This is a genomic window from Vibrio splendidus (assembly GCF_024347615.1).
Classification (GTDB): domain Bacteria; phylum Pseudomonadota; class Gammaproteobacteria; order Enterobacterales; family Vibrionaceae; genus Vibrio; species Vibrio splendidus.
In genome coordinates this window covers 255,171-280,938 of sequence record NZ_AP025508.1, presented here as the reverse complement: position 1 = coordinate 280,938, position 25,768 = coordinate 255,171, and the positions used below count along the sequence as shown (strand labels likewise).

20 protein-coding genes and 17 tRNA genes are annotated in these 25,768 nt (G+C 45.7%); 12 read left to right on the top strand and 25 right to left on the bottom strand.

Annotated elements, in window-relative coordinates; genetic code table 11:
- From hfq to tsaE, 5 genes are all read right to left on the bottom strand, one after another.
- The gene (gene hfq / locus OCU90_RS01360) at positions 1–267 is read right to left on the bottom strand and encodes an RNA chaperone Hfq (RefSeq protein ID WP_004735866.1); all 267 of its coding nucleotides are present in this window, start codon (positions 265–267) and stop codon (positions 1–3) included.
- 192 nt (positions 268–459) lie between these two features.
- Positions 460–1,392 carry a tRNA (adenosine(37)-N6)-dimethylallyltransferase MiaA gene (miaA, locus tag OCU90_RS01355; RefSeq protein ID WP_004735867.1) on the bottom strand — a complete coding sequence of 311 codons (933 nt, stop codon included), beginning with the start codon at positions 1,390–1,392 and terminating at the stop codon, positions 460–462.
- Between the two features lie 97 nt (positions 1,393–1,489).
- The gene (gene mutL, locus OCU90_RS01350) at positions 1,490–3,775 is read right to left on the bottom strand and encodes a DNA mismatch repair endonuclease MutL (protein WP_061023876.1); all 2,286 of its coding nucleotides are present in this window, start codon (positions 3,773–3,775) and stop codon (positions 1,490–1,492) included.
- 51 nt (positions 3,776–3,826) lie between these two features.
- The gene (locus tag OCU90_RS01345; RefSeq protein ID WP_061023875.1) at positions 3,827–5,548 is read right to left on the bottom strand and encodes an N-acetylmuramoyl-L-alanine amidase; all 1,722 of its coding nucleotides are present in this window, start codon (positions 5,546–5,548) and stop codon (positions 3,827–3,829) included.
- Positions 5,542–6,006, bottom strand: a complete 465-nt coding sequence (gene tsaE, locus OCU90_RS01340; protein ID WP_004735870.1) for a tRNA (adenosine(37)-N6)-threonylcarbamoyltransferase complex ATPase subunit type 1 TsaE — start codon at positions 6,004–6,006, stop codon at positions 5,542–5,544. Before tsaE ends, OCU90_RS01345 begins: the two co-directional genes overlap by 7 nt.
- 247 nt (positions 6,007–6,253) lie before the next feature.
- Here tsaE and queG point away from each other — a divergent pair, with 247 nt between their 5' ends.
- The gene (gene queG, locus OCU90_RS01335) at positions 6,254–7,396 is read left to right on the top strand and encodes a tRNA epoxyqueuosine(34) reductase QueG (protein WP_061023873.1); all 1,143 of its coding nucleotides are present in this window, start codon (positions 6,254–6,256) and stop codon (positions 7,394–7,396) included.
- Positions 7,397–8,028: 632 nt separating this feature from the next.
- On the opposite strand, the gene OCU90_RS01330 is transcribed toward queG, so the two are convergent.
- From OCU90_RS01330 to orn, 18 genes are all read right to left on the bottom strand, one after another.
- A tRNA-Gly gene (locus OCU90_RS01330) sits at positions 8,029–8,104 on the bottom strand.
- Between the two features lie 77 nt (positions 8,105–8,181).
- Positions 8,182–8,258 (bottom strand) — tRNA-Met (locus OCU90_RS01325).
- Between the two features lie 88 nt (positions 8,259–8,346).
- Positions 8,347–8,422: transfer RNA gene (locus OCU90_RS01320), tRNA-Gly, on the bottom strand.
- A gap of 59 nt (positions 8,423–8,481) precedes the next feature.
- Positions 8,482–8,558 (bottom strand) — tRNA-Met (locus OCU90_RS01315).
- Positions 8,559–8,593: 35 nt separating this feature from the next.
- Positions 8,594–8,669: transfer RNA gene (locus OCU90_RS01310), tRNA-Gly, on the bottom strand.
- 56 nt (positions 8,670–8,725) lie between these two features.
- Positions 8,726–8,802, bottom strand: a tRNA-Met gene (locus tag OCU90_RS01305).
- Between the two features lie 61 nt (positions 8,803–8,863).
- Positions 8,864–8,939 (bottom strand) — tRNA-Gly (locus tag OCU90_RS01300).
- A 76-nt stretch (positions 8,940–9,015) separates the two neighbouring features.
- Positions 9,016–9,092 (bottom strand) — tRNA-Met (locus OCU90_RS01295).
- Positions 9,093–9,153: 61 nt separating this feature from the next.
- Positions 9,154–9,229, bottom strand: a tRNA-Gly gene (locus OCU90_RS01290).
- Positions 9,230–9,304: 75 nt separating this feature from the next.
- Positions 9,305–9,381, bottom strand: a tRNA-Met gene (locus OCU90_RS01285).
- 104 nt (positions 9,382–9,485) lie between these two features.
- Positions 9,486–9,561, bottom strand: a tRNA-Gly gene (locus OCU90_RS01280).
- Between the two features lie 59 nt (positions 9,562–9,620).
- A tRNA-Met gene (locus OCU90_RS01275) sits at positions 9,621–9,697 on the bottom strand.
- Positions 9,698–9,756: 59 nt separating this feature from the next.
- Positions 9,757–9,832 (bottom strand) — tRNA-Gly (locus tag OCU90_RS01270).
- Positions 9,833–9,908: 76 nt separating this feature from the next.
- Positions 9,909–9,985, bottom strand: a tRNA-Met gene (locus OCU90_RS01265).
- 60 nt (positions 9,986–10,045) lie between these two features.
- Positions 10,046–10,121, bottom strand: a tRNA-Gly gene (locus OCU90_RS01260).
- A gap of 75 nt (positions 10,122–10,196) precedes the next feature.
- A tRNA-Met gene (locus OCU90_RS01255) sits at positions 10,197–10,273 on the bottom strand.
- A 60-nt stretch (positions 10,274–10,333) separates the two neighbouring features.
- A tRNA-Gly gene (locus OCU90_RS01250) sits at positions 10,334–10,409 on the bottom strand.
- 179 nt (positions 10,410–10,588) lie between these two features.
- On the bottom strand, positions 10,589–11,134 hold the full coding sequence (orn, locus tag OCU90_RS01245; RefSeq protein ID WP_004733351.1) for an oligoribonuclease: 546 nt from the start codon (positions 11,132–11,134) through the stop codon (positions 10,589–10,591).
- A 149-nt stretch (positions 11,135–11,283) separates the two neighbouring features.
- On the opposite strand from orn, the gene rsgA reads away from it, so the two are divergent.
- The 5 genes from rsgA (at position 11,284) to OCU90_RS01220 (ending at position 18,331) form a co-directional block, all read left to right on the top strand.
- Complete coding sequence (gene rsgA, locus OCU90_RS01240) at positions 11,284–12,339, top strand: small ribosomal subunit biogenesis GTPase RsgA (protein ID WP_004733350.1); 1,056 nt, start codon at positions 11,284–11,286, stop codon at positions 12,337–12,339.
- A 125-nt stretch (positions 12,340–12,464) separates the two neighbouring features.
- The gene (gene asd / locus OCU90_RS01235) at positions 12,465–13,391 is read left to right on the top strand and encodes an archaetidylserine decarboxylase (RefSeq protein ID WP_061023871.1); all 927 of its coding nucleotides are present in this window, start codon (positions 12,465–12,467) and stop codon (positions 13,389–13,391) included.
- 297 nt (positions 13,392–13,688) lie between these two features.
- The gene (locus tag OCU90_RS01230; RefSeq protein WP_004733348.1) at positions 13,689–15,104 is read left to right on the top strand and encodes an SLC13 family permease; all 1,416 of its coding nucleotides are present in this window, start codon (positions 13,689–13,691) and stop codon (positions 15,102–15,104) included.
- A gap of 283 nt (positions 15,105–15,387) precedes the next feature.
- Complete coding sequence (locus OCU90_RS01225; protein WP_061023869.1) at positions 15,388–17,268, top strand: methyl-accepting chemotaxis protein; 1,881 nt, start codon at positions 15,388–15,390, stop codon at positions 17,266–17,268.
- Positions 17,269–17,443: 175 nt separating this feature from the next.
- Positions 17,444–18,331, top strand: coding sequence for a DMT family transporter (locus OCU90_RS01220; protein ID WP_061023867.1), 888 nt, complete (start codon positions 17,444–17,446; stop codon positions 18,329–18,331).
- A 134-nt stretch (positions 18,332–18,465) separates the two neighbouring features.
- Here the strand turns inward: OCU90_RS01220 and epmA are convergent, their stop codons facing one another.
- Positions 18,466–19,437: an elongation factor P--(R)-beta-lysine ligase gene (gene epmA, locus OCU90_RS01215; protein ID WP_061023866.1), complete on the bottom strand. Its 972-nt coding sequence runs from the start codon at positions 19,435–19,437 to the stop codon at positions 18,466–18,468.
- 451 nt (positions 19,438–19,888) lie between these two features.
- Between epmA and frdA the strand changes: the two genes are divergently transcribed.
- Genes frdA through frdD form a run of 4 tightly spaced genes read left to right on the top strand, consistent with a single transcriptional unit; the run spans position 19,889 to position 23,259 of the window.
- Entirely contained in the window at positions 19,889–21,712 is a 1,824-nt protein-coding gene (gene frdA, locus OCU90_RS01210) for a fumarate reductase (quinol) flavoprotein subunit (RefSeq protein WP_004733344.1), read from the top strand.
- Positions 21,712–22,476 carry a succinate dehydrogenase/fumarate reductase iron-sulfur subunit gene (locus OCU90_RS01205; RefSeq protein WP_004733343.1) on the top strand — a complete coding sequence of 255 codons (765 nt, stop codon included), beginning with the start codon at positions 21,712–21,714 and terminating at the stop codon, positions 22,474–22,476. Before frdA ends, OCU90_RS01205 begins: the two co-directional genes overlap by 1 nt.
- 1 nt (position 22,477) lies before the next feature.
- Positions 22,478–22,861, top strand: coding sequence for a fumarate reductase subunit FrdC (gene frdC, locus OCU90_RS01200; RefSeq protein ID WP_061023864.1), 384 nt, complete (start codon positions 22,478–22,480; stop codon positions 22,859–22,861).
- A gap of 11 nt (positions 22,862–22,872) precedes the next feature.
- Positions 22,873–23,259 carry a fumarate reductase subunit FrdD gene (gene frdD, locus OCU90_RS01195; RefSeq protein ID WP_029225230.1) on the top strand — a complete coding sequence of 129 codons (387 nt, stop codon included), beginning with the start codon at positions 22,873–22,875 and terminating at the stop codon, positions 23,257–23,259.
- 281 nt (positions 23,260–23,540) lie between these two features.
- Here the strand turns inward: frdD and efp are convergent, their stop codons facing one another.
- Positions 23,541–24,107, bottom strand: a complete 567-nt coding sequence (gene efp, locus OCU90_RS01190) for an elongation factor P (protein ID WP_004733338.1) — start codon at positions 24,105–24,107, stop codon at positions 23,541–23,543.
- Between the two features lie 33 nt (positions 24,108–24,140).
- Here efp and epmB point away from each other — a divergent pair, with 33 nt between their 5' ends.
- Both epmB and OCU90_RS01180 read left to right on the top strand, forming a co-directional pair.
- Positions 24,141–25,163, top strand: a complete 1,023-nt coding sequence (epmB, locus tag OCU90_RS01185; protein ID WP_061023862.1) for an EF-P beta-lysylation protein EpmB — start codon at positions 24,141–24,143, stop codon at positions 25,161–25,163.
- A 13-nt stretch (positions 25,164–25,176) separates the two neighbouring features.
- The gene (locus OCU90_RS01180; protein ID WP_061023860.1) at positions 25,177–25,704 is read left to right on the top strand and encodes a prepilin-type N-terminal cleavage/methylation domain-containing protein; all 528 of its coding nucleotides are present in this window, start codon (positions 25,177–25,179) and stop codon (positions 25,702–25,704) included.
- The last annotated feature ends 64 nt before the right edge of the window (positions 25,705–25,768 follow it).

Below are 25,768 nucleotides of genomic sequence, written 5' to 3'. Positions count from 1 at the left end.
TTAATCTTCAGTCTTCTCTGGACGATCAGATGGCGCACGCTGTTGCTCGCCGCTGTGGTGACTAACTGCACGAGCAGGAACCACAGTAGAAATCGCATGCTTGTAAACCATTTGGTTTACTGTGTTCTTCAATAAGATCACGAATTGATCGAAAGACTCGATCTGACCTTGCAGCTTGATGCCGTTAACAAGATAGATAGAGACTGGAATGCGCTCACGACGGAGTGCATTTAGGAATGGGTCTTGTAGCGATTGCCCCTTAGCCATTTTATTTTCCTTATTTATATTTTGTTGTAATTATTTAGCTAGTGGTGCACAAAAAGGTGCGGCCTTTGCATCTGAGCTAAACGAATAAAAAAACTCCGTTGTTATTGAAAGGCTGTGATTTTTAAAAGCCTCAATAACTGATCCTTTTCAGAGTATATTCACGCAAAAGCGATCACATTATACACAGCAATACTAATCAGATGCTATTGCATCTGAAAGAGTTTCTAACGCCTGTTCAATGTTTTCGCTATCCAACCAAGTTAAATCATCCCAACTGCGTAACCAGGTGATTTGTCGCTTGGCCAATTGACGGGTTGCGCAGACACCACGGAAAACCGCTTCGTCTAAATCGCAATTCCCATCTAAATAATCCCACATCTGCCTATAACCAACGCATCGGATCGATGGCAGTTCAGGGTGAAGATCGTCTCTGGCATATAACGCCTTCATCTCATCTTCAAACCCCGCCTCTATCATCTTCTCAAAGCGAAGTTCAATGCGGCGATGGAGCTCTTTCCTTTCCTTGGGAGCTATTGCAAATTGTTTTACACGAAATGGCAGGCTATCGCCTTTCGTTTGAGTTAGCTCTGTTAATGTTTTACCCGAAATTCGGTAAACTTCCAATGCCCTTGAAAGCCTTTGTGGATCATTTGGGTGTATTCTTTCAGCGGATACGGGATCTATCTCTCTTAATTGATCATGCAATGCCTGCCAACCCTGTTCAATAGACTCCGCTTCAATCTGCTTACGAATCTCTTGATCCGCGGCCGGTAATGGCGATAAGCCTTCCAACAATGCTTTGTAGTACAGCATTGTGCCACCAACCAGTAACGGGATTTTTCCTTCCGCTACAATCTTATTCATTTCATTGATCGCATCACGACGAAAATCTGCCGCAGAATACGCTTCGCTTGGATCGAGAATATCAATCAAACGATGGGGCGCGAGCGCGAGCTCTCCTGCATCCGGTTTAGCGGTGCCGATATCCATGTCTTTGTAGATCAATGCTGAGTCGACACTGATGATCTCTACTGGGTACTTCTGACGTAAGCGGATAGCTAAATCTGTTTTTCCTGATGCCGTAGGGCCCATTAAAAACAACGCTAAAGGTAATTTTTCAGTCATGATATTTTGTATTTGTTTCTCTGTTAGAGCGCTTTATAAAAAAGGGCTTCGTATCGCGATACATTCAGTTGCAAAGATAAATGCCATCGCGAAAAAGTTAAACCGTAAACGCGGCTATGGTCGCTGAAAAGTCGATAGGATTTACAAACTCTGGATCATCTAATGGAAGTAGACCATGCCAAAGCTGTTCAAGTTCCCCAACTAGTTGAACCGCTTCAGATAAAGTGTAGTCGCTTTTTACTTGTGCCGTTTGAATCCCGATCCAGTTGACCAATGATGGCAACATATCGTTAAAAACAGTAGCAGCGTGATTATCGACAATCTGAGCGTTTAATGAAGCCGCGTAAGATAACAGATCTGGGATCAAAATTTGTAAGTTTTGCTGCCTCAAAGGAGAAGGCACGCCCATCACCATTACCGCTTCACTGTTTCGCGCCTTAAGCTCAATCCCCAATAACGCCAGTGTTTGGCTCAACGCCTTAGCAACCTCGACAAGTTCACTACCAAGCTTAATCGATAAAGGCACCAATAGCGGTTGGCTTTTTAACGCCCCTTCTCGAGTATCAAGTTGGCCTATCACACGTAGCAATTCCGCTTTGGCTAGAGACACCAATACGCTGCCGTTTTTGTTTCCCATTACCAAATATTGGCGTTCCACTACCGAGACGGCTTTGCCTAAGTCCGTCACAGGAGCTCTTGGTTTTGAATGAACAGGATTCTGTTGACCAGGCTTAGCTTCTTTATTTTCGATATTTTCTATGTTGTCTTTGGTTTCTACTGGTGCCACATGCTCTTGAGGAGATGATGGAACTACAACTTGACCATCAAAATCTGGCGTTTTCAGAAGCTCTTTATAGGCTTTCACTTCTCGTTTAGAGGGCGCGGGTTCACCGTGGTGCTGGTTTGGCTCTTTTTCTTTTTTAGGTTCAGGTCGGGACTCGATCCACTCTTGACGAGGGGACCCGGTAAAACTGGTTTCGCGAGCCGACGAGCCTGTGTTAGCTGAACTAATGTTAGTAGACGAATCTAAGTTGGTTGAAGAGCCCCTGCTAGGCGATGAACCAATGCTAGACGATGAACCTCGGTTGGCTGTTGAGCTATAGCGCTGCCCACCATCATTAACGCTGTGTTGAGGTTGATCATAAGCGCGCTCAGACTCTGCTTTTCTCGGGTAGGCTGGCGTTTGCTCAATAGCATGTCGTTCACTATCAGAGACTTGGGTTTGATCCGAACGGCTAGGCATTGAGCTTTCAGGCTCTGAGAAACTGGCCACTTCACCGATACCAGAGTTCAAGCTATCTTGCTGATGATGAATCACTTCTGACTGATGAATCACTTCTGACTGATGAAACGCAGACTGCTTGATCGGTGCTGCATCAATTTGTTTGCTTTGGGCTAGTCCATCACTCAGTGCTTGGTAAGTGAAATCATGTACAAGGCGGGCTTGATGGAAACGCACTTCGTGTTTGGCGGGGTGAACATTCACGTCCACCTGATGTGGGTCTAGCTCAATGAACAACACATACGTCGCAAATTGGTCTGGGCGCAGGCTGGTTTCGTAGCTTTGACGAATCGCATGATTGATCAGCTTGTCACGCATCATACGACCATTCACATAGCAGTATTGCAGATCGCTTTGTTGTCTTGCTCCTTCTGGCGTGGTGATCCAGCCATGAAGTTTTAGGCCTTGATGCTCAAGTTCGATCTTAAGCATATGACGAACAAAAGGATTGCCACATACCGCAGCGATTCGCTTTTCTGCTTGAACTTGTGTTTTGGCAGCGCGGTACTGACGAATCATTTTACCATTATGACGAAGGTTAATCGTCACATCAAAGCGACTCAATGCGATGCGTTTAAGCAGCTCATCGATATGCGTGAACTCGGTTTTCTCGGTGCGTAAGAACTTGCGGCGTGCTGGCGTATTGAAGAACAGGTCCAACACCTCAACTGAGGTACCAATGGGATGCGCTGCAGGCTGCAGTTTCACCTGCATGTCACGACCTTCACTGTGTGCTGCCCAAGCTTGATCTTGAGTGGCAGGGCGTGAAGTCATGGTTAAGCGCGCAACAGAGCTGATACTCGCGAGCGCTTCACCACGGAAACCAAGGCTGACGATCGCCTCAAGGTCATCAAGGGTATGAATCTTAGAGGTAGCATGACGGCTCAGCGCCAACGCAAGCTCATCTTTAACGATGCCCTTACCGTTGTCACGAACGCGGATCATCTTAGCGCCGCCTTTCTCGATATCAATATCGATACGTGTGGCACCTGAATCCAAACTGTTCTCAACCAGCTCTTTTACAACAGAAGCTGGTCTTTCTACCACTTCACCCGCTGCGATTTGGTTAGCTAATCGAGCTGGCAGTATTTTGATCGTCATATTTATAGCTACCTTACTGCCATTGATGGAAACATGTCTGCGTTAAAAAGCTTACTTGTGCGGAATAATCAACACCTGCCCCACCGCTAGGCTGTCAGATCGTAGCTTATTCGCTTGGCGAATACTGTTAACACTCACGCCGTACTTAGAAGCAATCTTGCCAAGATAATCACCTCTTGCGACTTTATGTTTGCGCAGAGGGACATCTTTCACTTCAACCGTAATACGTAACTTCTGACCCACTCTCAGTGTTTCAGACTTCAAGCGGTTCTCACGTTTGATATCTGCCACCCGTACTTTGTAACGGCTGGCTATCTTGCCTAGGTACTCTCCAGACTTAACCGTGTGAGTAATGGTCTTGGTTTTCACTGCGCTGCTTGATGATGACCCTGAAGCACTGCTTGGGATCTTAAGCACTTGGCCGATCGCTAGGCTGCTCGATTTCAGATTGTTGAATTTCATCAACGTCTGTGTCGAGGTGCCATATTTACTCGCAATCACCGATAAAGACTCACCACGAGACACTTTATGTTGGCTCACGCTACCGGTTGATGACGTTGCGTTAGACAAGATAATCCCTTCTGGCGGGTTAGCCTTCAAATACTTAACGACCGCTTTGGTCACTGCTCGTGCCAATTTATCTTGGTGCGAACGTTGGAAGAGCAGTTTCTCTTCGGTCGGATTCGAAATAAAGCCCGTCTCGACCAAGACCGATGGTATCTGTGGTGAACGTAATACCGCCAAACTGGTATTGATTGGTTTACTGTTATGAAGCTTAGCAACCTTACCCATCTCAGACAGAATGGTTGTTGCAAGCTTATAGCCCTCTTTCTGTGAGTGGCTGAACTGCAAATCAAGCAGAGTTTGGTTTACGTTCTTATCATCAATATTGCCAGTGAAAGCCGCACCGCTACCACCGAGTAATTCAGACTGCTTCTCTTTGTTCTCGATCCATCGAGAGATCTCAGTATTTGCGCGTCGAGTATTCAACACAAACACCGAACCACCTCTTGGTTGAGGGGTCGTAAAAGCATCCGCGTGAATAGAGATAAACAAATGAGCTTCGTTTTCACGAGCAATCGCGACACGTCGGTTAAGGTTTACAAAGTAGTCGGCGTTACGGGTCATGCGAGTTTTGATCCCAGGAACCGCATTCAACTGTGCAGCAAGCTTACGAGAAATACTCAGAGTCGCATTCTTTTCATACTTACGACTTGGACCAATAGAGCCTGGATCCTCACCACCGTGACCAGGGTCAATCACGATCAGAATGTCTTTCTGACGTTTAACCTGATTAATATTTTTGCTCACCGTTGGTTTACTCGGCTTCGACGTCGTTGCCCCCTTGCTTGCCGCACCATGAGGCAGATCGATCACCAGACGATGTCCGTACTGACCACCAGGAGTCGGGCTGAGTTTAAACAATTCTGCTGTAGAGGATTTCTTCAACTCAAAAACCAAGCGATAGGTATTTTTGTCTGGCGGTGAACTCTTACGAATCTTAGATAGAACGGGGCTATCTTTCACCACGACCGGTAACTTAGTTGCAAGGTTGGTATGTTTTAAATCGACCACTAAACGACTCGGGCTACTCAAGGTGAAATAGCTAAAGTCCGCTTCTGATTTTAAGTCGATAACCACACGAGTTTCTTCTGGAGAAGGCCAAACCCTTAAACTTTTCAGTGAGTTTGCAGAAACAAGTGAAGAAAACAGTATAGAAAAAACAGCAGCCATCATGGCTACTGCTGAAATAAGGCGTCTAGAAATCAACATAACTCCAACTGACTAAGTAAGCGCTGTCCGTATTCACTATTAGCGGTTAAAGAAACAATACGGTGATCGTCTTGGTAACGAATATCAATGTCCAAATCGGCTTCTGGTAGCATCCCATAACCTTTCTCAGGCCATTCAACCAAACAGATAGCATCCGGTGTAAAGTAATCACGAATTCCCATGAACTCTAACTCTTCAGGATCGGCTAAGCGATAAAGATCGAAGTGATATACCTGCCAATCGGCAAGTTGATAAGGTTCAACTAGAGTATACGTTGGGCTCTTTACATTTCCTTGATGGCCAAGTGCTTTTACAAAGCCACGACTGAAGGTCGTTTTACCTGCGCCAAGATCACCATGCAGATAAATAGTCGTCTGCTGTGAGCAAAGATTAGAAAGCTCCGTCCCTAATTGAATCGTTGCTTGTTCATCTTTCAAAGTAAATTGTTTCGTGCTCATGAATACGTTCTCTAAAAATCGATCGTTGACTATATAAAAATCAAAAGAACAAGAATAGTAAACCGTGATGCTTTTAGTAGACAAGCACTCAAGTGTAAGTTCTATGAAAAATACTGATCAAAACACGTCAGTTCTGGTCAATATCACTAAGATCCGTTAAGATCCGCCCCCATTTTTGCCGAACCTAATTTTAATTAGCCTTATCTCTAATTGTAAAACAGAGAAAATAAGAATTAAGAATGAAGCCATGAATCTAGACCATCTTGCTGAAAAAATTAAAATCTGGGGAAAAGAGCTCGGCTTTCAAAAAGTTGGCATCTGCGATGTTGATTTAAGTGAACACGAAGCCCCTCTTCAAGCATGGCTAGATGCTGGCAACCACGGCGAAATGGATTGGATGGCTCGACATGGAATGATGCGCGCACGTCCTGATGAACTTCATCCAGGCACCATTCGAGTGATCAGCGCCCGAATGAACTACCTACCACCAGAAGCTCAGTTTGCTTCTAACCTAAGCGATACCACTCAAGGCTATATCAGCCGTTATTCTTTAGGCCGCGATTATCACAAATTGTTCCGTAACCAGTTGAAAAAGCTGGGACAAAGGATCGAAAAAGAGGTCGAAGGTTTAGACTCACGTCCTTTCGTGGATTCAGCGCCTATTTTAGAAAGACCGCTCGCTCAAAAAGCGGGGCTGGGTTGGACAGGTAAACACTCGTTAATTCTTGATAAAGACGCGGGCTCTTGGTTCTTTCTAGGAGAGCTGTTGGTTAATATCCCGCTTCCTGTTGATGAACCCAGTGTTGATGAGTGCGGCAAATGCACCGCATGTATCACTTCTTGCCCAACGGGTGCCATTATTGCTGATGGCGTAGTGGATGCTCGAAAATGTATTTCGTACTTAACCATTGAATACGATGGTGTGATCCCGGAAGAATTTAGAGACGCCATTGGTAACCGTATTTATGGTTGTGATGACTGTCAGTTAGTTTGCCCGTGGAACCGTCATGCCGAACTCACAGAGCAAACAGACTTTCATCGTAGAGAAGATTTCCAAGAAGCCGATCTGGTTTCACTTTCAAGTTGGGACGAAGCCACCTTCCTAAAGAAAATGGAAGGCTCAGCAATAAGACGTATCGGCCACACCCAGTGGTTACGCAATATCTTTGTTGCTATGGGCAATACGCCATTTCAACAACGCATTGTTGAAACACTAGAATCTCATCAAGGCAAAAACGAAATGCTAGATGTGCATATTGAGTGGGCTTTGAATAAACAACTACAACAGTTACCCAACGCTAGCGGTGTGCAAAGAAGTAGCAGTAAAATCTCCACCAAAAAGCACAGACTGATACGTATTGTTGAGAAAGGACTGCCAAGAGACGCCTAGCCCTTTAGGCATCAACGATTGGCTAGCTAACCTACCTAAATAGTCCAACATTTAAGACAACCCGTTGCACATAATTTTAGAACAATGTTTGACCTTGTTCTCAATTTTAGCAATGTGGAAAAAATTCAGAACTCTCGTAAACTTCCGACACTCTCACAAAGTTAAACACAGTACCGATAAATGATTAAGATCAAAAAACAACAAGTTAACGATCTTTTATCAAATTCAAGATAAACACTCAAAGTTATAAAAAACAACAAGTTACGATCGCCATAATTCAGCTAATATATTGAAAACAAGAAAGATCTTTTGGGGATATGTAAAGAATTAAGTCTGAAATAACTTTATCAACCAAGTTATCCACACCTAACATTTTGTGGATAAGTCTGTTTATAGATGTGAAAAACCTCAAGTATCTGCTTCAGAGACCTGATGTTTACTAGCATTCCAGTTGCTAAGAAAAATTTAAGACAAAAAAATATCCACCATGATGGAGGATTATTTGCTTTTTGGGGGGATTATGCTTCGCAGCATTAAAGAAAGAGCGTGACCTTTAAGGTCGCCTTTAAACTCTGTGATCTAAAGAAAAACACGGTGGCTTAAAGAATCTTAATAGCTTTTTAGAAGAAAGCTGGAGCGATACATCGGGTTCGAACCGATGACCTCAACCTTGGCAAGGTTGCGCTCTACCAACTGAGCTAGTATCGCATTAGTTAACCGTTAATACTGTCTGCTAAGAAGCTAAGCGCTTACTGAAAGGCAGTGTACAACGTGTAACTGTAATGTGGTTGCGGGAGCCGGATTTGAACCGACGACCTTCGGGTTATGAGCCCGACGAGCTACCAAACTGCTCCATCCCGCGTCCGGATGTTTCTCTTTTCGCTTCATTAACGTTAAGTACAATGAAACTAAACCATTTTCATCTTCAGCATAAAGCGTGAGATAGAATTTGGAGCGATACATCGGGTTCGAACCGATGACCTCAACCTTGGCAAGGTTGCGCTCTACCAACTGAGCTAGTATCGCATAAGCTAACCGTTCATCTTGTCTGCTAAGAAGCATCAAGCCAACGTTCAACTGTAATGTGGTTGCGGGAGCCGGATTTGAACCGACGACCTTCGGGTTATGAGCCCGACGAGCTACCAAACTGCTCCATCCCGCGTCCGGATGCATTGTTTAAGACAATGAGGCTTAAATTGGAGCGATACATCGGGTTCGAACCGATGACCTCAACCTTGGCAAGGTTGCGCTCTACCAACTGAGCTAGTATCGCATTAGTTAATCGCTGCTCTTACTGCCTTGGGCAATAAATGGCGCCTAACTGTAATGTGGTTGCGGGAGCCGGATTTGAACCGACGACCTTCGGGTTATGAGCCCGACGAGCTACCAAACTGCTCCATCCCGCGTCCGGATGCATTATTTGAGTTAATGACTCTATATTCCCAACATCATTCCTAAGAAAGAAATTGGAGCGATACATCGGGTTCGAACCGATGACCTCAACCTTGGCAAGGTTGCGCTCTACCAGCTGAGCTAGTATCGCTTAGTTAACCGTTAATCCTATCTGCTAAGAAGCTAAGTGCTTACTGCAAAGAAGTTATCAACGTTTAGCTGTAATGTGGTTGCGGGAGCCGGATTTGAACCGACGACCTTCGGGTTATGAGCCCGACGAGCTACCAAACTGCTCCATCCCGCGTCCGGATGCATTATTTAAGTTAATGACTCTATATTCCCAACGTCAATCCTAAGAAAGAAATTGGAGCGATACATCGGGTTCGAACCGATGACCTCAACCTTGGCAAGGTTGCGCTCTACCAGCTGAGCTAGTATCGCTTAGTTAACCGTTAAACTTGTCTGCTAGAAACTAAGTTCTTACTGCAAAGAAGCTATCAACGTTTAGCTGTAATGTGGTTGCGGGAGCCGGATTTGAACCGACGACCTTCGGGTTATGAGCCCGACGAGCTACCAAACTGCTCCATCCCGCGTCCGGATGTTTCTCTTTTCGCATCATTACCGTTTAAGGACAATGAGACTAAACCATTTTCATTCTGAGCACATTCTCAAAGAGACAGCTTCTAAGAATAGAATTTGGAGCGATACATCGGGTTCGAACCGATGACCTCAACCTTGGCAAGGTTGCGCTCTACCAACTGAGCTAGTATCGCATAAGCTAACCGTTCATCTTTTCTGCTCAAAAGCATCAAATCAACGTCTAACTGTAATGTGGTTGCGGGAGCCGGATTTGAACCGACGACCTTCGGGTTATGAGCCCGACGAGCTACCAAACTGCTCCATCCCGCGTCCGGATGCATTGTTTAAGTCAATGAGTCTATTCCCAACATCAATCCTAAGAAAGAAATTGGAGCGATACATCGGGTTCGAACCGATGACCTCAACCTTGGCAAGGTTGCGCTCTACCAACTGAGCTAGTATCGCATAAGCTAACCGTTCATCTTTTCTGCTCAAAATTAAGTTCTTACTGCAAAGAAGCTATCAACGTCTAACTGTAATGTGGTTGCGGGAGCCGGATTTGAACCGACGACCTTCGGGTTATGAGCCCGACGAGCTACCAAACTGCTCCATCCCGCGTCCGGATGCATTGTTTAAGTCAATGAGTCTATTTCCCAACATCAATCCTAAGAAAGAAATTGGAGCGATACATCGGGTTCGAACCGATGACCTCAACCTTGGCAAGGTTGCGCTCTACCAGCTGAGCTAGTATCGCTTAGTTAACCGTTAATCTTGTCTGCTAGAAACTAAGTTCTTACTGCAAAGAAGCTATCAACGTTTAGCTGTAATGTGGTTGCGGGAGCCGGATTTGAACCGACGACCTTCGGGTTATGAGCCCGACGAGCTACCAAACTGCTCCATCCCGCGTCCGGATGCATTGTTTAAGTCAATGAGTCTATTTCCCAACATCAATCCTAAGAAAGAAATTGGAGCGATACATCGGGTTCGAACCGATGACCTCAACCTTGGCAAGGTTGCGCTCTACCAACTGAGCTAGTATCGCAATCTGAAACGTCTTTCGTCGTTCAGGGCTGCGAATTATAAGAGCATTTTTTTGTGATGCAAGTCCTTAATGCAAAATTACGAAAGTTTTTACTCAACTGCTGTAAAAGCACGCAGATTTGCAAAAAAATCAGCTCTTATGTCCCTGAAAAGTTAGATAAACGTGATCATTTGATCTGATTAGATGTTAATAATCGTTTTTCGGTAGTACTGCAGTTCAGCGATCGACTCACGAATATCATCCAATGCAAGGTGACTTCCCGACTTTGAAAAACCATCGAGTACTTCGGGTTTCCAGCGACGAGTCAGCTCTTTCAGGGTACTTACATCGACATAACGGTAATGGAAGTACTCTTCCAACTCTGGCATGTGTTTGTATAAGAAACGGCGATCTTGGCCAATGCTGTTACCACAAATCGGTGATTTGCCTTTTGGTACCCACTTCTCAAGAAACTCAATCGTTTGTTGAATAGCCTCTTGCTCTGAAACCGTGCTTTCTTGAATTCGTTTCACTAGGCCGCTGCCGGTGTGGGTAGTTGTACACCACTCGTCCATCTTGTCCAATTCACTCTGAGGTTGGTGAATAGCCAAAACAGGTCCTTCAGCCAGGATGTTAAGCTCACTATCAGTAACGATAGTAGCAATTTCAATGATTTTATGAGTTTCAGGATCAAGTCCTGTCATCTCTAGATCAACCCAAATAAGGTTCTGATCGCTAAAGGACATAAGGCGTCGCCTATTTGTTTATGTATAAAAGAGGTACTATACCCAAATAACTATACTCAAACTAGCTTTAGGGCCATCGAAATCAATGGTACCAACAACATTCCGTTTGAGTCCTCAATCATCAAGTTAGATGTGTTAAGTGAAAAATTGTGGCTAAAAAAAAGAAGTTAACCAAAGGTCAAGTGCGTCGTGTACGTAGCAACCAGAACAAGCGACTCAAGAAAGAAGATTCTATCCAGTGGGATGAGAACATGCTTGGCGGAACAAAAAGCGGACTCGTAATTACGCGCTTTGGCCAACATGCCGATATCGAAGATCTTGAAACCAACGAAGTTCACCGTTGTAACTTACGCCGCAGTATTGAAACGTTAGTTTCTGGAGACAAAGTCATTTGGCGCGCAGGACTTGAATCAATGGCCGGCATCTCTGGTGTTGTAGAAGCCGTTGAGCCAAGAACGTCAATGCTAACTCGCCCTGATTACTATGACGGCCTAAAACCGGTTGCCGCAAACGTAGACCAAATGGTTATCGTTTCAGCGGTACTGCCGGAGCTATCACTTAATATCATCGACCGTTACTTGATCGCCTCTGAAACGGTGAATATTGCCCCGTTAGTTGTGCTCAATAAAGTCGACTTACTGACAGAACAACAAATTAGCGAATACCGCGAAACGCTGAAAATATACGAGAAAATCGGCTATAAAGTCATGTTCGTCAGTAAAGAGTCGGGTTACGGCATCAAAGAGTTGGAAGCCGAACTGAAAGATCGTATCAACATTTTCGTTGGTCAATCTGGCGTAGGGAAATCCAGCGTAGTGAATGCCCTCATGCCGACATTAGACATTGAAGAAGGCGCGGTTTCTGAAAACTCAGGACTGGGTCAACACACTACGACTGCGGCGCGTTTGTATCACTTCCCTTCTGGTGGTGATCTTATCGATTCCCCAGGGGTACGTGAATTCGGCCTATGGCATTTAGAACCCGATGAAGTCACTGATGCTTTCATTGAATTCAAACCATACCTAGGTGGTTGTAAATTCCGTGACTGTAAACACAATGACGATCCTGGATGTCTTCTACGTGAAGCCGTTGAAGACGGTAAAATTAGCCGCTTACGTTTTGCTAGCTACCATCGCATTATTGAAACAATGGCTGACAACAAAGATAACCGTCAGTACTCACGAAGCAAGAAAGCCGATCTCTAATCGCGTTTTTGTGAACAAATGTGTGCATTTACTGACAATTGGCGCGAATTTAAGTAACATCTCGCGCCCTAAACCGTCATCGACAGATTTAATTGAAAAACAATTAGCATTGGAAAATTAATACAATGGATAAGATTAAAGTTGGATTGCAGTACTGGATCCCACAGCATGGGCTAACTCGCCTAGTCGGTAAACTGGCATCTGCTAAAGCGGGTGGCTTAACGACAGCGATCATCAACTGGTTCATCAAGCAATACAAAGTAAACATGGATGAAGCTCTGCATAGCGATCCAAAACACTTTAAAACATTCAATGAATTCTTCGTACGTGAATTGAAAGAAGGCATGCGTCCTATCGCAGAAGGTGACTCTGTTATTGTTCACCCTGCTGATGCACGAGTAAGCCAGTTTGGCCCAATTACTGACGGTCAACTGATTCAAGCTAAAAACCATAACTACTCAGCTCGTGAGCTATTGGGTGGTGATGCTGCTCTAGCGGATGAATTTAAAGACGGCGAGTTCGCAACGCTTTACTTGTCGCCAAGTGATTACCATCGCGTGCACATGCCATGTGACGGCACACTGCGCCAAATGATCTACGTTCCGGGTGACCTTTTCTCTGTAAACCCGTTAACGGCAGAGAACGTTCCAAACCTATTCGCACGTAACGAGCGTGTGGTTTGTATCTTTGATACTGAGTTTGGCCCAATGGCACAAGTGCTGGTTGGTGCAACTATCGTTGGCAGCATCGAGCAAGTATGGGCTGGCACCATTACTCCACCTCGTGGTAACTCAGTTTACAAGTGGGATTACCCTGCACAAGGTGATACAGCCGTCGTCTTGAAGAAAGGCGAAGAGATGGGCCGCTTTAAGCTTGGTTCAACGGTTATCAACCTGTTCGCTAAAGACGCAATCAAGTTTGACGAAACGATGCAAAATGGCGAGAAAACCATTCTAGGCACCCCTTTCGCGCATATTGCGGGCAAAGACGCTGAAGTAAATGAAGAGACTGCTGAAGCTGTTGATTCAACAGAGAACACAGACCAAGTCTAACTCTCTGAGTTAACTTAGTAAGCTTTAAGGGCGCGTTAGTTTTCTATTTTTAGAGAATAACGCGCCTTTTTCTTATCTAGTTCGAGACATTTCCCTTCAAGATTTCAAAAAATCTAACTACCGATAACCTTATTCTCAACGAGCAGTACGTCGAATTACCTCATAAAAAGATTGACCAAAAACAAAACAACTGTCGAAACCTTAAACAACTTTCCGATTTTACAACCCGTCTCCAAGTACCAAAAATCCAGATAACTTACTCTATTTGAAGATATTTTATTCATAGGGTCTTTGTACATGCCTAAACTCAATGTTGGCGTTCTGGCCAAGCTGTTGATTTGTTTTGCGATTCCCTTGGGCGTGTTATTCATGCCGATAGATTCAATACCAATCGATGATCTCACGCTGATTCAACACCGCTTGTTGGCAATATTCTTGTTGGCCGCTCTGCTGTGGGTGCTTGAACCTGTTCCGGTATTCGCCACTTCCATTTTGATCATAGCACTTGAACTGGTGATGATTTCTGACAAAGGTTTGCACCTATTTAGAAACCCACCAGCAGGACACGATCTCGGTGAGTTAATCAAATATACCGACATATTCGGTGCATTTTCGTCACCAATCATCATCCTCTTCATGGGTGGTTTCGCTCTCGCGATATCGGCATCCAAGTACGAACTCGACAACAACTTAGCGCGAGTATTACTCAAACCATTTGGTACAGAACCGCGCTTCATTATGCTCGGCTTAATGCTGATCACCGCCGTGTTCTCAATGTTCATGTCGAATACCGCCACAACGGTAATGATGCTCGCGCTGCTAGGTCCAATCGTGGCGTCAGCACCAAAAGGCGACATGGGCATCAAGGCGTTGGTGTTGTGTATTCCAATTGCTGCTAACACCGGTGGTATCGCGACACCAATCGGTACACCGCCCAATGCCATCGCACTGCAATACCTGACGGGTGAGAACAGTATCGACTTCCTAAGCTGGATGATGATGGGCTTGCCTTTTGTGATCATTCAACTGACCATCGCTTGGTTCCTTCTACAGAAGTTTTTCCCGTCCAAGGAAAGAAACATGGTGCTCAAGCTTGATGGCCAATTTAGAAAAAGCTGGCGAGCGATTGTGGTTTACGTCACCTTCGCTGCCACTATCCTATTGTGGATGACCACCAAACTGCACGGCATGAACACTTATGTGGTGTCTATCATTCCACTGGCTGTGTTCACTCTCACCGGCATCATGGGCAAAGAAGAGCTCAAGCTGATTAACTGGGATGTGTTGTGGCTAGTAGCAGGTGGTATTGCGATTGGTATAGGACTAGATAAAACAGGATTAGCCGTGGCACTCGCACACGCGATTGATTATGAGTCGCTCTCACCAACGGCGGTAGTGCTAACGTTATCCATCGTATGTTGGTTAATGGCGAACTTCATGTCAAACACCGCAACGGCCAACTTACTGATGCCGATCGCCGCTGCGATTGGTGCATCAATGGAAAGCTTGGTTGCGATAGGAGGCCTGCAAGGACTACTGGTTGTGGTCGCCTTCTCTGCATCGCTAGGTATGATTTTACCCGTATCGACACCACCAAACTCGTTGGCCTACTCGACCGGGCTTATCGAAAGTAAAGACATGGCGAAGATGGGTATTATCTTAGGGATCGTCGGCTTGCTGATGGTCTACCTCGCACTGTTTATTATCACTTAGCACGTTAACTTATTATCACCTAGCACGTTAGCTTTTCACTACAACCCTCCAGATAGCAATCATGATTTCGCTATCTGGAGGGTTTATCAGTTTTTAATCGATAGATAATTGTGATTCTACTTCACGGTTTATTAAAAATAACGATAAGTCATTTTAAATTTTTGATTTTAAACACATTTACCAACATCAAGACAACGGCACTATACACGCATCAGAGACACACCAATTCACCATCAAGTACGTCACTGTAATTAGGTTTTTGTCTAATAGAGAGGAATAGACCTTGAGACATACTATTAAGTTTAAAATTCAGATCGCGATTGCGGTCATTATCGCCGTCGTGAGTGGCGCTCAAGCCTGGATATCAGTTAATCAGCTCACTCAAGAAACCGAGGTCGCGATTAACCAAGAAATGAAAAATGTCAGTGTTGGCACCACCAATTACATTGCCGATTGGCTCTCAATCCGCAGTGATATGATGCTTGCCAATGAATCGACTATTTCAAGTAGTAGCAACTCTGATCGCGAGTTATTGATCACCAAGCAAGCCGGACAATTCTTGTCTGTTTATGCAGGATTCAGCGATGGCACTATCGCCTATGGCGACAAAGGTGAAGATTGGCCAACAGGCTACGACCCGCGCACTCGCCCTTGGTATAAAGATGCAAACGCAACATCAGATCTCATCATTACCGAACCTTATCAGGACTTTGACGGCAGCATTGTCATCAGCTTTGCGAAAGCATTCAGTGGCGATAGACAAGGTGTTCTCGCGGCCGATCTAACCGTAACTAGCATTATTGATACCGTGCTCAATGTAAAACTGGATAACGATGGCTTTGCGTTTTTAGTCGACGGCAATAACAACATTGTGGCCTACAGTGATGAAGAACTGAGTCAAAAACCACTGACCAGTTTGAATCCAGAACTCACAACCAACAAGGTGTCACAACTGCTTCAAGACCAAATGATCACCACTCTCACTTGGCCGGGTCAAGGCGATAAGCTGGTCTATATTGCCAACGTCCCGAATACTGATTGGTCGTTAGGTATTGTTATCGATAAAGACATGGCGTTTTCTGCAGTATCCGATGCCATTCAATTCATCACGCTGACCTCTTTGGTGTTGTACATCATCATTTCAATTGCGAGCACAATGGTGATCAACCGCCTACTTTCTCCATTACAAACCTTGTCTGAAGCCTTAACTCAGCTCGCTCAAGGCAGAGGCGATCTCACTCAGCGCATTGATATCACACGTATGGATGAGATTGGCAAACTTGCCGAGCTTGTGAACCAGTTCTTAAGCCAGATGCAAAGCATGTTGAAGGGCGTGATAGAACACAGCCACGATCTCAACAATCATGCAGAGAAAGCCAATCAACTGGCGACCCAATCTTCGATTAGCGTTGAGAATCAACAAAACGATATCAACCAAATTGCGACCGCGATTCATGAGATGTCCGCCACCGCAGCCGAAGTGGCTAGCCATGCCGAATTAACGGCGTCCGCTTCTCAGGCATCCGCTACCGCTTGTAACGAAGGCCAAGAGGTCATCCAACAAAACCGTGATGCGATTACTGGCTTGGCGACTCAAGTTGAAGATGCCGCCAATGTGATTCGTGAATTAGAGAGCAATGCTCAAAGCATCAACCAGATCCTCTCCACCATTCAAGGCATTGCCGAACAGACCAACCTGTTGGCATTGAATGCGGCGATTGAAGCCGCTCGAGCGGGTGAACAAGGTCGTGGGTTTGCGGTTGTGGCCGATGAAGTTCGAGTGCTCAGCCAAAGAACGCATGGCTCGACCGAAGAAATCCGCGTGATGATTGATACGCTGCAGAAGAATACCGAACATGCCGTTGAAAGCATGACCACCAGCACTCAACTGGCAGAGAACAGTGTTGGCTTCGCAGAACAAGCCCATGGCAGCCTGACTAAAATCACGCAAGCAATCACTGAAATCAACGACATGGCGTTGCAAATAGCGAGTGCTGCAGAAGAGCAACGCGCGGTCAGCGAAGACATCAGTCGTAATACGCAAGGAATCAAAGACGCCTCCGACGATTTGGCACAACAAGCGGAAAGCAGTCGCAATAGCTCAAATGAAATGAGCAGCGCTGCTGAGTCGATGCGCCAAGACGTGGAGCGCTTTAAGGTATAGCGCTTTGAGATATAGCGCGCCTCAAGCAAAGTAAGTGAACCACACCAGCAAGTGACAGCTGACATAAACTAATAACTGAAACAAAGTCGTTCTTTCATAAGAATCACTTTGTTCTCAGTTCGGTTTGATGCATATTGATGAGCTAATTTATCCCAGACACAAGGATGTTATTCAGATGGGATTCGAATGGTTAGCTCTTGCTGCCGCTTTTCTTTGGGCGATTGCGAGCCTAATGTCAGTAAAGCCTGCTCAACACTTAGGTTCTTTCGCCTATAGTCGCTGGCGAATGGGTTGTACCGCGATCATCTTATCAAGCATGGCTTGGTTTACTGGTGGTTGGTCAAGTGTGGAAGCTGACTTAGTCACGCCGATGATGCTGTCGGGTCTAATTGGTATCTTCATTGGTGATACGGCCCTATTTGCCTGTTTGAACCGAATGGGACCGCGCCAAGCGGGTTTGCTGTTCTCTTGTCACGCCGTGTTCTCGGCGATTCTTGGTTACTTCCTGTTTAGCGAAAGCATGACTTCGGTGGAGCTGATTGGCTCGGCGTTGGTGTTTAGTGGCGTGTTAACCGCGATCTTCTTTGGTCGTCGTGGACAAGCGAACAACCAACTCGAAACCATTAAGGGCACGGTGTGGATTGGTGTTGCGTTGGGAATCACCGCGGCGATTTGCCAAGCATTGGGCGGCATTATTGCCAAACCCGTGATGCAAACTAGCATTGACCCAATAGCCGCCTCTGCCATTCGAATGATCACCGCCTTTGTTGCTCACTCACTGTTTCGTTTAACAGGCGCCAAGCTTTCGCGCGCACTTAACCCAATGAATAAGCAGATATTCACGATTACCGCGGTTAACGGCTTTTTAGCGATGGCCGTGGGAATGACACTGATTTTGTATGCGTTGCAGGAAGGCAATGTCGGCATGGTCGCTCTGCTATCTTCAACCACGCCCATCATGTTGTTACCAATACTCTGGCTGTACACCAAACAGAGGCCAAATGCCTACGCTTGGATAGGTGCCATTGTTGCCGTGGTGGGTACTGGGATTCTGGTTAGCTAGTAGGCACCGGTATTTTGGTCAGATAGAGCACCGGTATTCTGGTTAGCTAGTGAAGCGAATTGAAAGCTGAGAGTTAATAGCTAACCGTTAATAGCTAAGGACTACTAACTCTCAGTAACAACAAAATCAAAAAACTAAGAACGCGGGAAAGGAAAAGCCGTCACGTCATCGATGTGGTCGTAGCCCAGCGCCAGCATGATCAGACGATCGATACCTAGAGCAACACCCGCACAGTCTGGTAAGCCCGCTTTTAATGCCTCAATCAAGTGATGGTCAATCGGTTGAGGCGATAAGCCCATCTCAATACGTTTGGCATTATCACCTTCAAAGCGCTGAAGTTGTTCTTGTGGTTTATCGAGTTCATGGAAGCCGTTTGCCAATTCAATCCCTTTGAAGTACACCTCAAAGCGATCGGCCACTCGTGAATCGGTTGGATTAATCTTGGCTAACGCCGCTTGTGATGCTGGGAAGTCATAAACAAACGCAGGCACTTTCTGCCCGATCTTAGCTTCAACCCCAAGACTAAACAGCAGCTGCAACAAGGTATCGCGGTCTTCTTCTGGATCTGCAATGTCGCTGAGCCCAAGTTTCGCCGCAGCTTGCTTTAGCATATCCATCGAATCCTCCAACGGACACACACCTAACACATCAATAAAGGCTTGTTGGTAAGTCATTCGCTGTGCTGAGCCTGATTTAAGCACCTGCTGTAACAGCAAATCCATTTCATCCATCAGGTCATGATGATCAAAACCAACGCGATACCACTCCAACATAGTGAACTCAGGGTTGTGATAACGGCCATTTTCTTCGTTACGGAAAGACTTACAAATTTGGTAGATACAGCCACTGCCCGCTGCTAACAGTCGTTTCATATGAAACTCTGGGCTCGTCATAAAGAACAGTGGTTGGCCGTGCGCATAACCCGGCCCTACGAATTCAGTTTTGAACGTATGCAAATGCACATCCGTCACCGTGGCGTGACTCATGGCTGGCGTATCCACTTCCATCACGTTTCGCTCTGTAAAGAACTGGCGAATTTGATTAAGGATATCAGCACGTTGCTTTAACTGCTTAATGGTTGCGGCCGGTTGCCATGTAGAGTGCATTATTAAGTTCCATATCACTGAATTCTAGGCGACGAAAATTACCACCTTTCGTCTCTTTTGTAAGCTTCTATCTGTCTATTGATGAAAGCAAAATGTTGTTTTAATGAAGCCAGAAAATTACGTTCTACAATACAATTATCAATACAGCTTTCACATCAACATTGATAACGAAAATCATACTCAACAAGCCGTTAACACCCGTCCTGTGGGTTAATCGTTATCAACAATTCATTGCCGTGATTGCAGTCACATAACCTATAATTTCTATGCCTCCATATGCATTACCGACCTAAAAACCCAAATGCATCAATTTTTGAAATGCCTTCCTCTCTTACACTGAACCTACCACTTAAGGCTTAGGGGTGCTAAATGGTTCCTACGATTTAGAACCTCCTAAATAAGCTTTTTATAATAACAAGCGGAATACTCCGCATCACACTGGAGAATAACTGTGAAGACAATTACCACAGATATCGCAGTCATCGGCGCAGGCGGCGCTGGTCTTCGTACAGCTATCGCTGCGGCTGAAGCTAATCCTGAATTGGAAGTAGCACTGATTTCTAAAGTTTACCCAATGCGTTCGCACACGGTAGCAGCAGAAGGCGGTTCAGCAGCAGTAATTAAAGACGAAGATAGCCTAGATAACCACTTCAACGATACTGTTGGCGGTGGCGACTGGCTATGTGAACAGGATGTTGTTGAATACTTTGTTGAAAACTCGACTCGCGAAATGATCCAAATGGAACAATGGGGCTGCCCATGGAGTCGTAAAGAAAACGGTGAAGTAAACGTACGCCGATTCGGCGGTATGAAAGTAGAGAGAACGTGGTTCGCAGCGGATAAAACCGGCTTCCACATGCTTCATACTCTGTTCCAGACTTCGATGAAGTACGACACAATCAAACGATTTGATGAGTACTTTGTGGTGGATTTGATCGTTGAAGATGGCGAAGTACAAGGCCTAATCGCGATTCATATGTCTGAAGGTGAGCTTGTTACGATTAAAGCGAAATCTGTTGTATTAGCAACCGGTGGCGCAGGTCGTGTTTACCACTGCAATACCAACGGCGGCATCGTGACTGGCGACGGTATGGCAATGGCTTATCGCCACGGTGTTCCACTGCGTGATATGGAGTTCGTTCAATACCACCCAACAGGCCTACCGGGTACTGGCATCTTGATGACTGAAGGTTGTCGTGGTGAAGGCGGTATCATCGTCAACAAGAACGGCTACCGTTACCTACAAGATTACGGCATGGGCCCTGAAACTCCAGTGGGCGAGCCGAAAAACAAATACATGGAACTGGGTCCTCGTGACAAAGTTTCTCAAGCATTCTGGCACGAGCAGCAGAAAGGCAACACCATCAAGCACCCACTTGGTGATGTCGTACACCTTGACCTTCGCCACCTGGGTGAAGAGTACCTGCAAGAGCGTCTTCCGTTCATCTGTGAGCTTGCAAAAGCGTACGTAAACGTAGACCCAGCAAAAGAGCCAATCCCAATTCGCCCTACCGTTCACTACACCATGGGTGGTATTGAAACTAACGGTACGTGTGAGACTCGCATTAAAGGCCTATTCGCCGTTGGTGAATGTGCTTCAGTTGGCCTACACGGTGCAAACCGCCTAGGGTCTAACTCTCTGGCTGAGTTCGTAGTATTTGGCCGCGTAGCCGGTGAACAAGCCGTGAAACGTGCCGCTGAATTCAAAGGCTGGAACGAAGAAGCTATCACTAAGCAAATTAAAGCGGTTGAAGATCGCATCGCAGGCATCTTGGCTCAAGAAGGCGATGAGAACTGGGCTGACATCCGTACTGAAATGGGTCACACCATGGAAGCGGGTTGTGGTATCTACCGTCAAGAAGACTTGATGCAAGAAACCATCGACAAAATCACTGAACTGAAAGCGCGCTACAAGAAGATCAGCATTAAAGACAAAGGCAAAGTGTTCAACACTGACCTACTTTACGCTATCGAAGTGGGTTACGGCCTTGAAGTTGCAGAAGCGATGGTTCACTCAGCGATCCTTCGTAAAGAATCTCGCGGTGCACACCAGCGTCTAGACGACAACTGCACAGAACGTGATGACGTAAACTTCCTGAAACACTCTCTATCTTTCTACAACGAAGATGCAGCACCAACCATCGACTACAGCGGCGTTAAGATTACTAAATCTCAACCTAAAGCTCGTCTGTACGGTGAAGCAGCCGAGAAAGCCGCTGCCGCTGAAAAAGCAGCAGAAGAGAATGCGAAGAAGAGCGAAGAGGAGCAAGCATAATGTCAGCGAATCGAATCCAAAAAATTGAAATCCTGCGTTATGACCCTGAGCACGATGCAGAACCTCACTTTCAAACCTTTGAAGTTCCGTTTGATGAAACCATGTCAGTACTTGATGCGATTGGTTACATCAAAGATAACCTAGATAAAGACCTGTCTTACCGTTGGTCTTGTCGTATGGCGATTTGTGGTTCTTGCGGCATCATGGTTGATGGCGTGCCAAAACTGGCATGTAAAAGCTTCTTACGTGACTACCCGAATGGCTTCAAGATTGAGCCTTTGGCTAACTTCCCAATCGAGAAAGATTTGATTGTCGACATGACGCCTTTCATCGAGCGCCTTGAAGCAATCAAGCCTTACATCATTGGTAACGACCGCAAGCCAGAAGACGGCACTAACATCCAAACTCCAGAGCAAATGGCGAAGTACAAACAGTTCGCTGGCTGCATCAACTGTGGTTTGTGTTACGCAGCGTGTCCTCAGTTTGGTCTAAACCCTGAGTTCATCGGCCCTGCTGCACTTGCTCTTGCTCACCGCTACAACCTAGATAGCCGTGACAATGGTAAAGCTGAACGTATGAAGCTTATCAATGGCGACAACGGCGCTTGGGGCTGTACGTTTGTAGGTTACTGTTCTGACGTGTGTCCGAAGAAAGTAGACCCAGCGGCTGCGGTAAACCAAGGCAAAGTTGAGTCTTCAATGGACTTCGTTATTTCGATGTTCAAACCTGATGGCGAACCGGTTAAAGCGACGGAGGAAGCGTAATATGAGCAATCGTAAACCTTATGTTCGTGAAATGAAGAGAACGTGGTGGAGCAACCATCCGTTCTACCGTTTCTACATGCTACGTGAAGCGACTGTACTGCCTTTGATTCTATTCACTCTGTTCCTAACCTTTGGTTTAGGTTCGCTAGTGAAAGGTCCTGAAGCGTGGGCAGGCTGGTTGAGCTTTATGGCTAACCCTATCGTTATCGGTATTAATATCGTGGCACTGCTAGGCAGCTTACTGCACGCTCAGACCTTCTTCAGCATGATGCCTCAAGTAATGCCAATCCGCCTTAAAGGCAAATTGGTAGATAAAAGAATCATCGTACTGACCCAGTGGGCAGCGGTGGCATTTATTTCTTTAATCGTTCTCATGGTGGTGTAAGGAGCTTCGTTATGAACACAAATTACAAAATGAAACCCGTTAACCACAATCCGAAGCGCTCTGATGAGCCAATCTGGTGGGGCCTATTCGGCGCTGGCGGTACTTGGTTCGCGATGATCACTCCGATCACGATTTTAGTGCTGGGTATCTTAGTGCCTATGGGCATTATCGATGCAGATGCAATGAGCTACGAGCGTGTGTCTGAGTTTGCCACCAGCATTATCGGTGCGTTATTCATCATCGGTACGCTAGCTCTACCAATGTGGCACGCAATGCACCGTCTTCACCACGGCATGCACGACCTTAAGTTCCACGTCGGCGTTGCAGGTAAAGTGGGCTGCTACTTCGTTGCAGGCCTAATCAGCGCGTTGTCTGTTATCTTCATCTTTATGATCTAACAGTTAAGAGCAGATTCGAGATTCGGGTAAACGAGATTCGAAGAGCTTAAAAGCAGAAAAGCGAAAGCAGAGCTAGGTTATCCAGCTCTGCTTTTTTGTTGCTTGTTGAATATCTTATCTCTCTGACTCGGCTCTGCTCTTCCCGCTCTTCGTATCCCGCATCTCGTTTACGCGCACCTGCCCTTCAAGCTCTTCGTATCCCGCATCTCGCTTACTCGTATCTGCGTTTTAAATACAAAAAAAGGCCGCCTAAGCGACCTTTTTCAGATACTTGAAGTAAATTACTTTACACGACCAACGTATTCGCCAGTACGAGTATCAACTTTAACAACTTCACCGATAGCGATGAATAGAGGTACACGAACTACCGCGCCTGTTGCTAGAGTTGCAGGTTTACCACCCGTACCCTGTGTATCGCCTTTCAGGCCAGGATCAGTTTCAGTTACTGGGATCTCAACAAAGTTTGGCGGAGTAACAGTGATAGGGTTATCATTCCACAACGTTAGAGTACAAACGTCATTTTCAACTAACCATTTTGCTGAATCAGCGACTGCTTTTACGTCTGCTGCGATTTGCTCAAATGTTTCGTTGTTCATGAAGTGGTAGAATTCGCCATCGTTGTATAGGTAGCCTAATTCAACGTCAACAACATCTGCAAGTTCGAAGCTTTCGCCTGACTTGAATGTTTTCTCTAACACTTTGCCTGACAGCAGTTTACGAAGTTTTACACGGTTAAACGCTTGGCCTTTACCTGGCTTAACGTATTCATTGTCGATAATTGCGCAAGGCTCATTATCTAACATGAATTTTAAACCGCCTTTGAATTCATTGGTGCTTACTGACGCCATGATTTTCTCTTCCACATCTTTGAGTTAATTTCAATGCCGCATATCATAACCCGAAAAGTCGAATCTGTTGAGCAAAACTGGCTCAAACAACTATCGAATGCGATCTCTGACCCGTCAAAACTGCTTGAGGCATTGGAAATAGACCCAACACCGTGGCAAGCAGGCTTCGCTGCTCGTGAATTATTTGCACTTAGGGTACCCCTTAGCTTTGTCGAACGAATGGAAAAAGGCAACCCACACGACCCTCTATTGCGTCAGGTGTTACCACTCAACGAAGAGTTCGAGGTTCACCAAGGCTATTCCGCGGATCCATTGGAAGAGCAAGAAAACGCGATCCCAGGGTTGCTGCACAAATACAAAAATCGTGCACTGATGATTGTAAAAGGCGGCTGCGCGATTAACTGCCGTTACTGCTTCCGTCGTCACTTCCCTTATCAAGATAACAAGGGCTCGAAGTCTGTGTGGCAAACCAGTCTCGACTATGTAGCCGCTCATCCAGAGATAAACGAAGTTATCTTATCCGGTGGCGACCCGTTGATGGCAAAGGACAGTGAACTAGAATGGCTGATCAATGCCATCGAACAGATTCCACATGTGAAAACCGTTCGAATTCATAGCCGATTACCGGTTGTGATTCCAGCACGTGTGACTGACGAGCTGTGCCAATTGTTAGCTCAAACTCGTCTCAATGTGGTGATGGTCAGCCATATTAATCATGCCAACGAGATTAACTTAGAGCTCAAACAAGCTTTCCATAAGTTGAAACTCAGTGGTGCGACTCTGCTCAACCAAGGCGTGATGCTTAAAGGTGTAAATAACAGCGCTAACTCATTGAAAGAATTAAGCGAAAAGCTATTCGACGCCGGTGTTTTACCTTACTATATGCATGTACTTGATAAAGTTCAGGGCGCCGCTCATTTCTATATTTCAGATGAAGAAGCCAAGCGTCACTTTAAGGGATTAATCTCTGAGGTTTCTGGCTACCTCGTACCTAAGTTAACTCGTGAAATTGGTGGACGCAGCAGCAAGACGCCACTCGATCTACATATTGAATAAAGAAGTCGTATCAATGAACCCCAATGCCTTACCCGCTCGCTCACAAGCACAGACTCAACAGAAAGGCTTCACCATTATCGAACTGGTTGTAGTGATCGTGATTCTAGGCATTGTGTCAGTCACCGCGGCTTCTAAGTTCCTCAACCTGCAAACTGATGCGCGCATCTCGACATTAAATGGCCTTAAGGGCGGAATGGAGGGCGCAAGTGCTATGCTTTATGGTAAGACATCAGCATTGGGCTTAGATAAAGCAGCTAGCGCATCGATTAATGTTGAGGGTGACAATATCTCAGTCGTCTACGGCTATCCTGCAGCGATGAACGATCAAACTTGGTCACAGCTCATCGAATCAACCTTTCTAGATGCTGTTTGGGATACGGGTCGAGCTGACTGGTTCTTTACCAACACAGATGCGAATGATGGCATTATTCTTTATGCGCCTTCTAGCCGAAAAAAACAGGCTGATAACTGCTACCTTGAGTATCAAGAAGCGACGGAGACCACGACACCCGTTTTCACCTTAACGACAAACGGCTGCTAGACTTTAAGTCACCTCTATCAGTCGTTAAGACAAAAATTTTTTGTTCGATCGTCCGGTCTATTAT

Coding starts and splice junctions, on each gene's coding strand:
- hfq (WP_004735866.1), bottom strand. CDS start 267: ATGGCTAAGGGGCAATCGCTACAAGACCCATTCCTAAATGCACTCCGT.
- miaA (WP_004735867.1), bottom strand. CDS start 1,392: ATGACTGAAAAATTACCTTTAGCGTTGTTTTTAATGGGCCCTACGGCA.
- mutL (WP_061023876.1), bottom strand. CDS start 3,775: ATGACGATCAAAATACTGCCAGCTCGATTAGCTAACCAAATCGCAGCG.
- OCU90_RS01345 (WP_061023875.1), bottom strand. CDS start 5,548: ATGTTGATTTCTAGACGCCTTATTTCAGCAGTAGCCATGATGGCTGCT.
- tsaE (WP_004735870.1), bottom strand. CDS start 6,006: ATGAGCACGAAACAATTTACTTTGAAAGATGAACAAGCAACGATTCAA.
- queG (WP_061023873.1), top strand. CDS start 6,254: ATGAATCTAGACCATCTTGCTGAAAAAATTAAAATCTGGGGAAAAGAG.
- orn (WP_004733351.1), bottom strand. CDS start 11,134: ATGTCCTTTAGCGATCAGAACCTTATTTGGGTTGATCTAGAGATGACA.
- asd (WP_061023871.1), top strand. CDS start 12,465: ATGGATAAGATTAAAGTTGGATTGCAGTACTGGATCCCACAGCATGGG.
- OCU90_RS01230 (WP_004733348.1), top strand. CDS start 13,689: ATGCCTAAACTCAATGTTGGCGTTCTGGCCAAGCTGTTGATTTGTTTT.
- OCU90_RS01220 (WP_061023867.1), top strand. CDS start 17,444: ATGGGATTCGAATGGTTAGCTCTTGCTGCCGCTTTTCTTTGGGCGATT.
- epmA (WP_061023866.1), bottom strand. CDS start 19,437: ATGCACTCTACATGGCAACCGGCCGCAACCATTAAGCAGTTAAAGCAA.
- OCU90_RS01205 (WP_004733343.1), top strand. CDS start 21,712: ATGTCAGCGAATCGAATCCAAAAAATTGAAATCCTGCGTTATGACCCT.
- frdC (WP_061023864.1), top strand. CDS start 22,478: ATGAGCAATCGTAAACCTTATGTTCGTGAAATGAAGAGAACGTGGTGG.
- frdD (WP_029225230.1), top strand. CDS start 22,873: ATGAACACAAATTACAAAATGAAACCCGTTAACCACAATCCGAAGCGC.
- efp (WP_004733338.1), bottom strand. CDS start 24,107: ATGGCGTCAGTAAGCACCAATGAATTCAAAGGCGGTTTAAAATTCATG.
- epmB (WP_061023862.1), top strand. CDS start 24,141: ATGCCGCATATCATAACCCGAAAAGTCGAATCTGTTGAGCAAAACTGG.
- OCU90_RS01180 (WP_061023860.1), top strand. CDS start 25,177: ATGAACCCCAATGCCTTACCCGCTCGCTCACAAGCACAGACTCAACAG.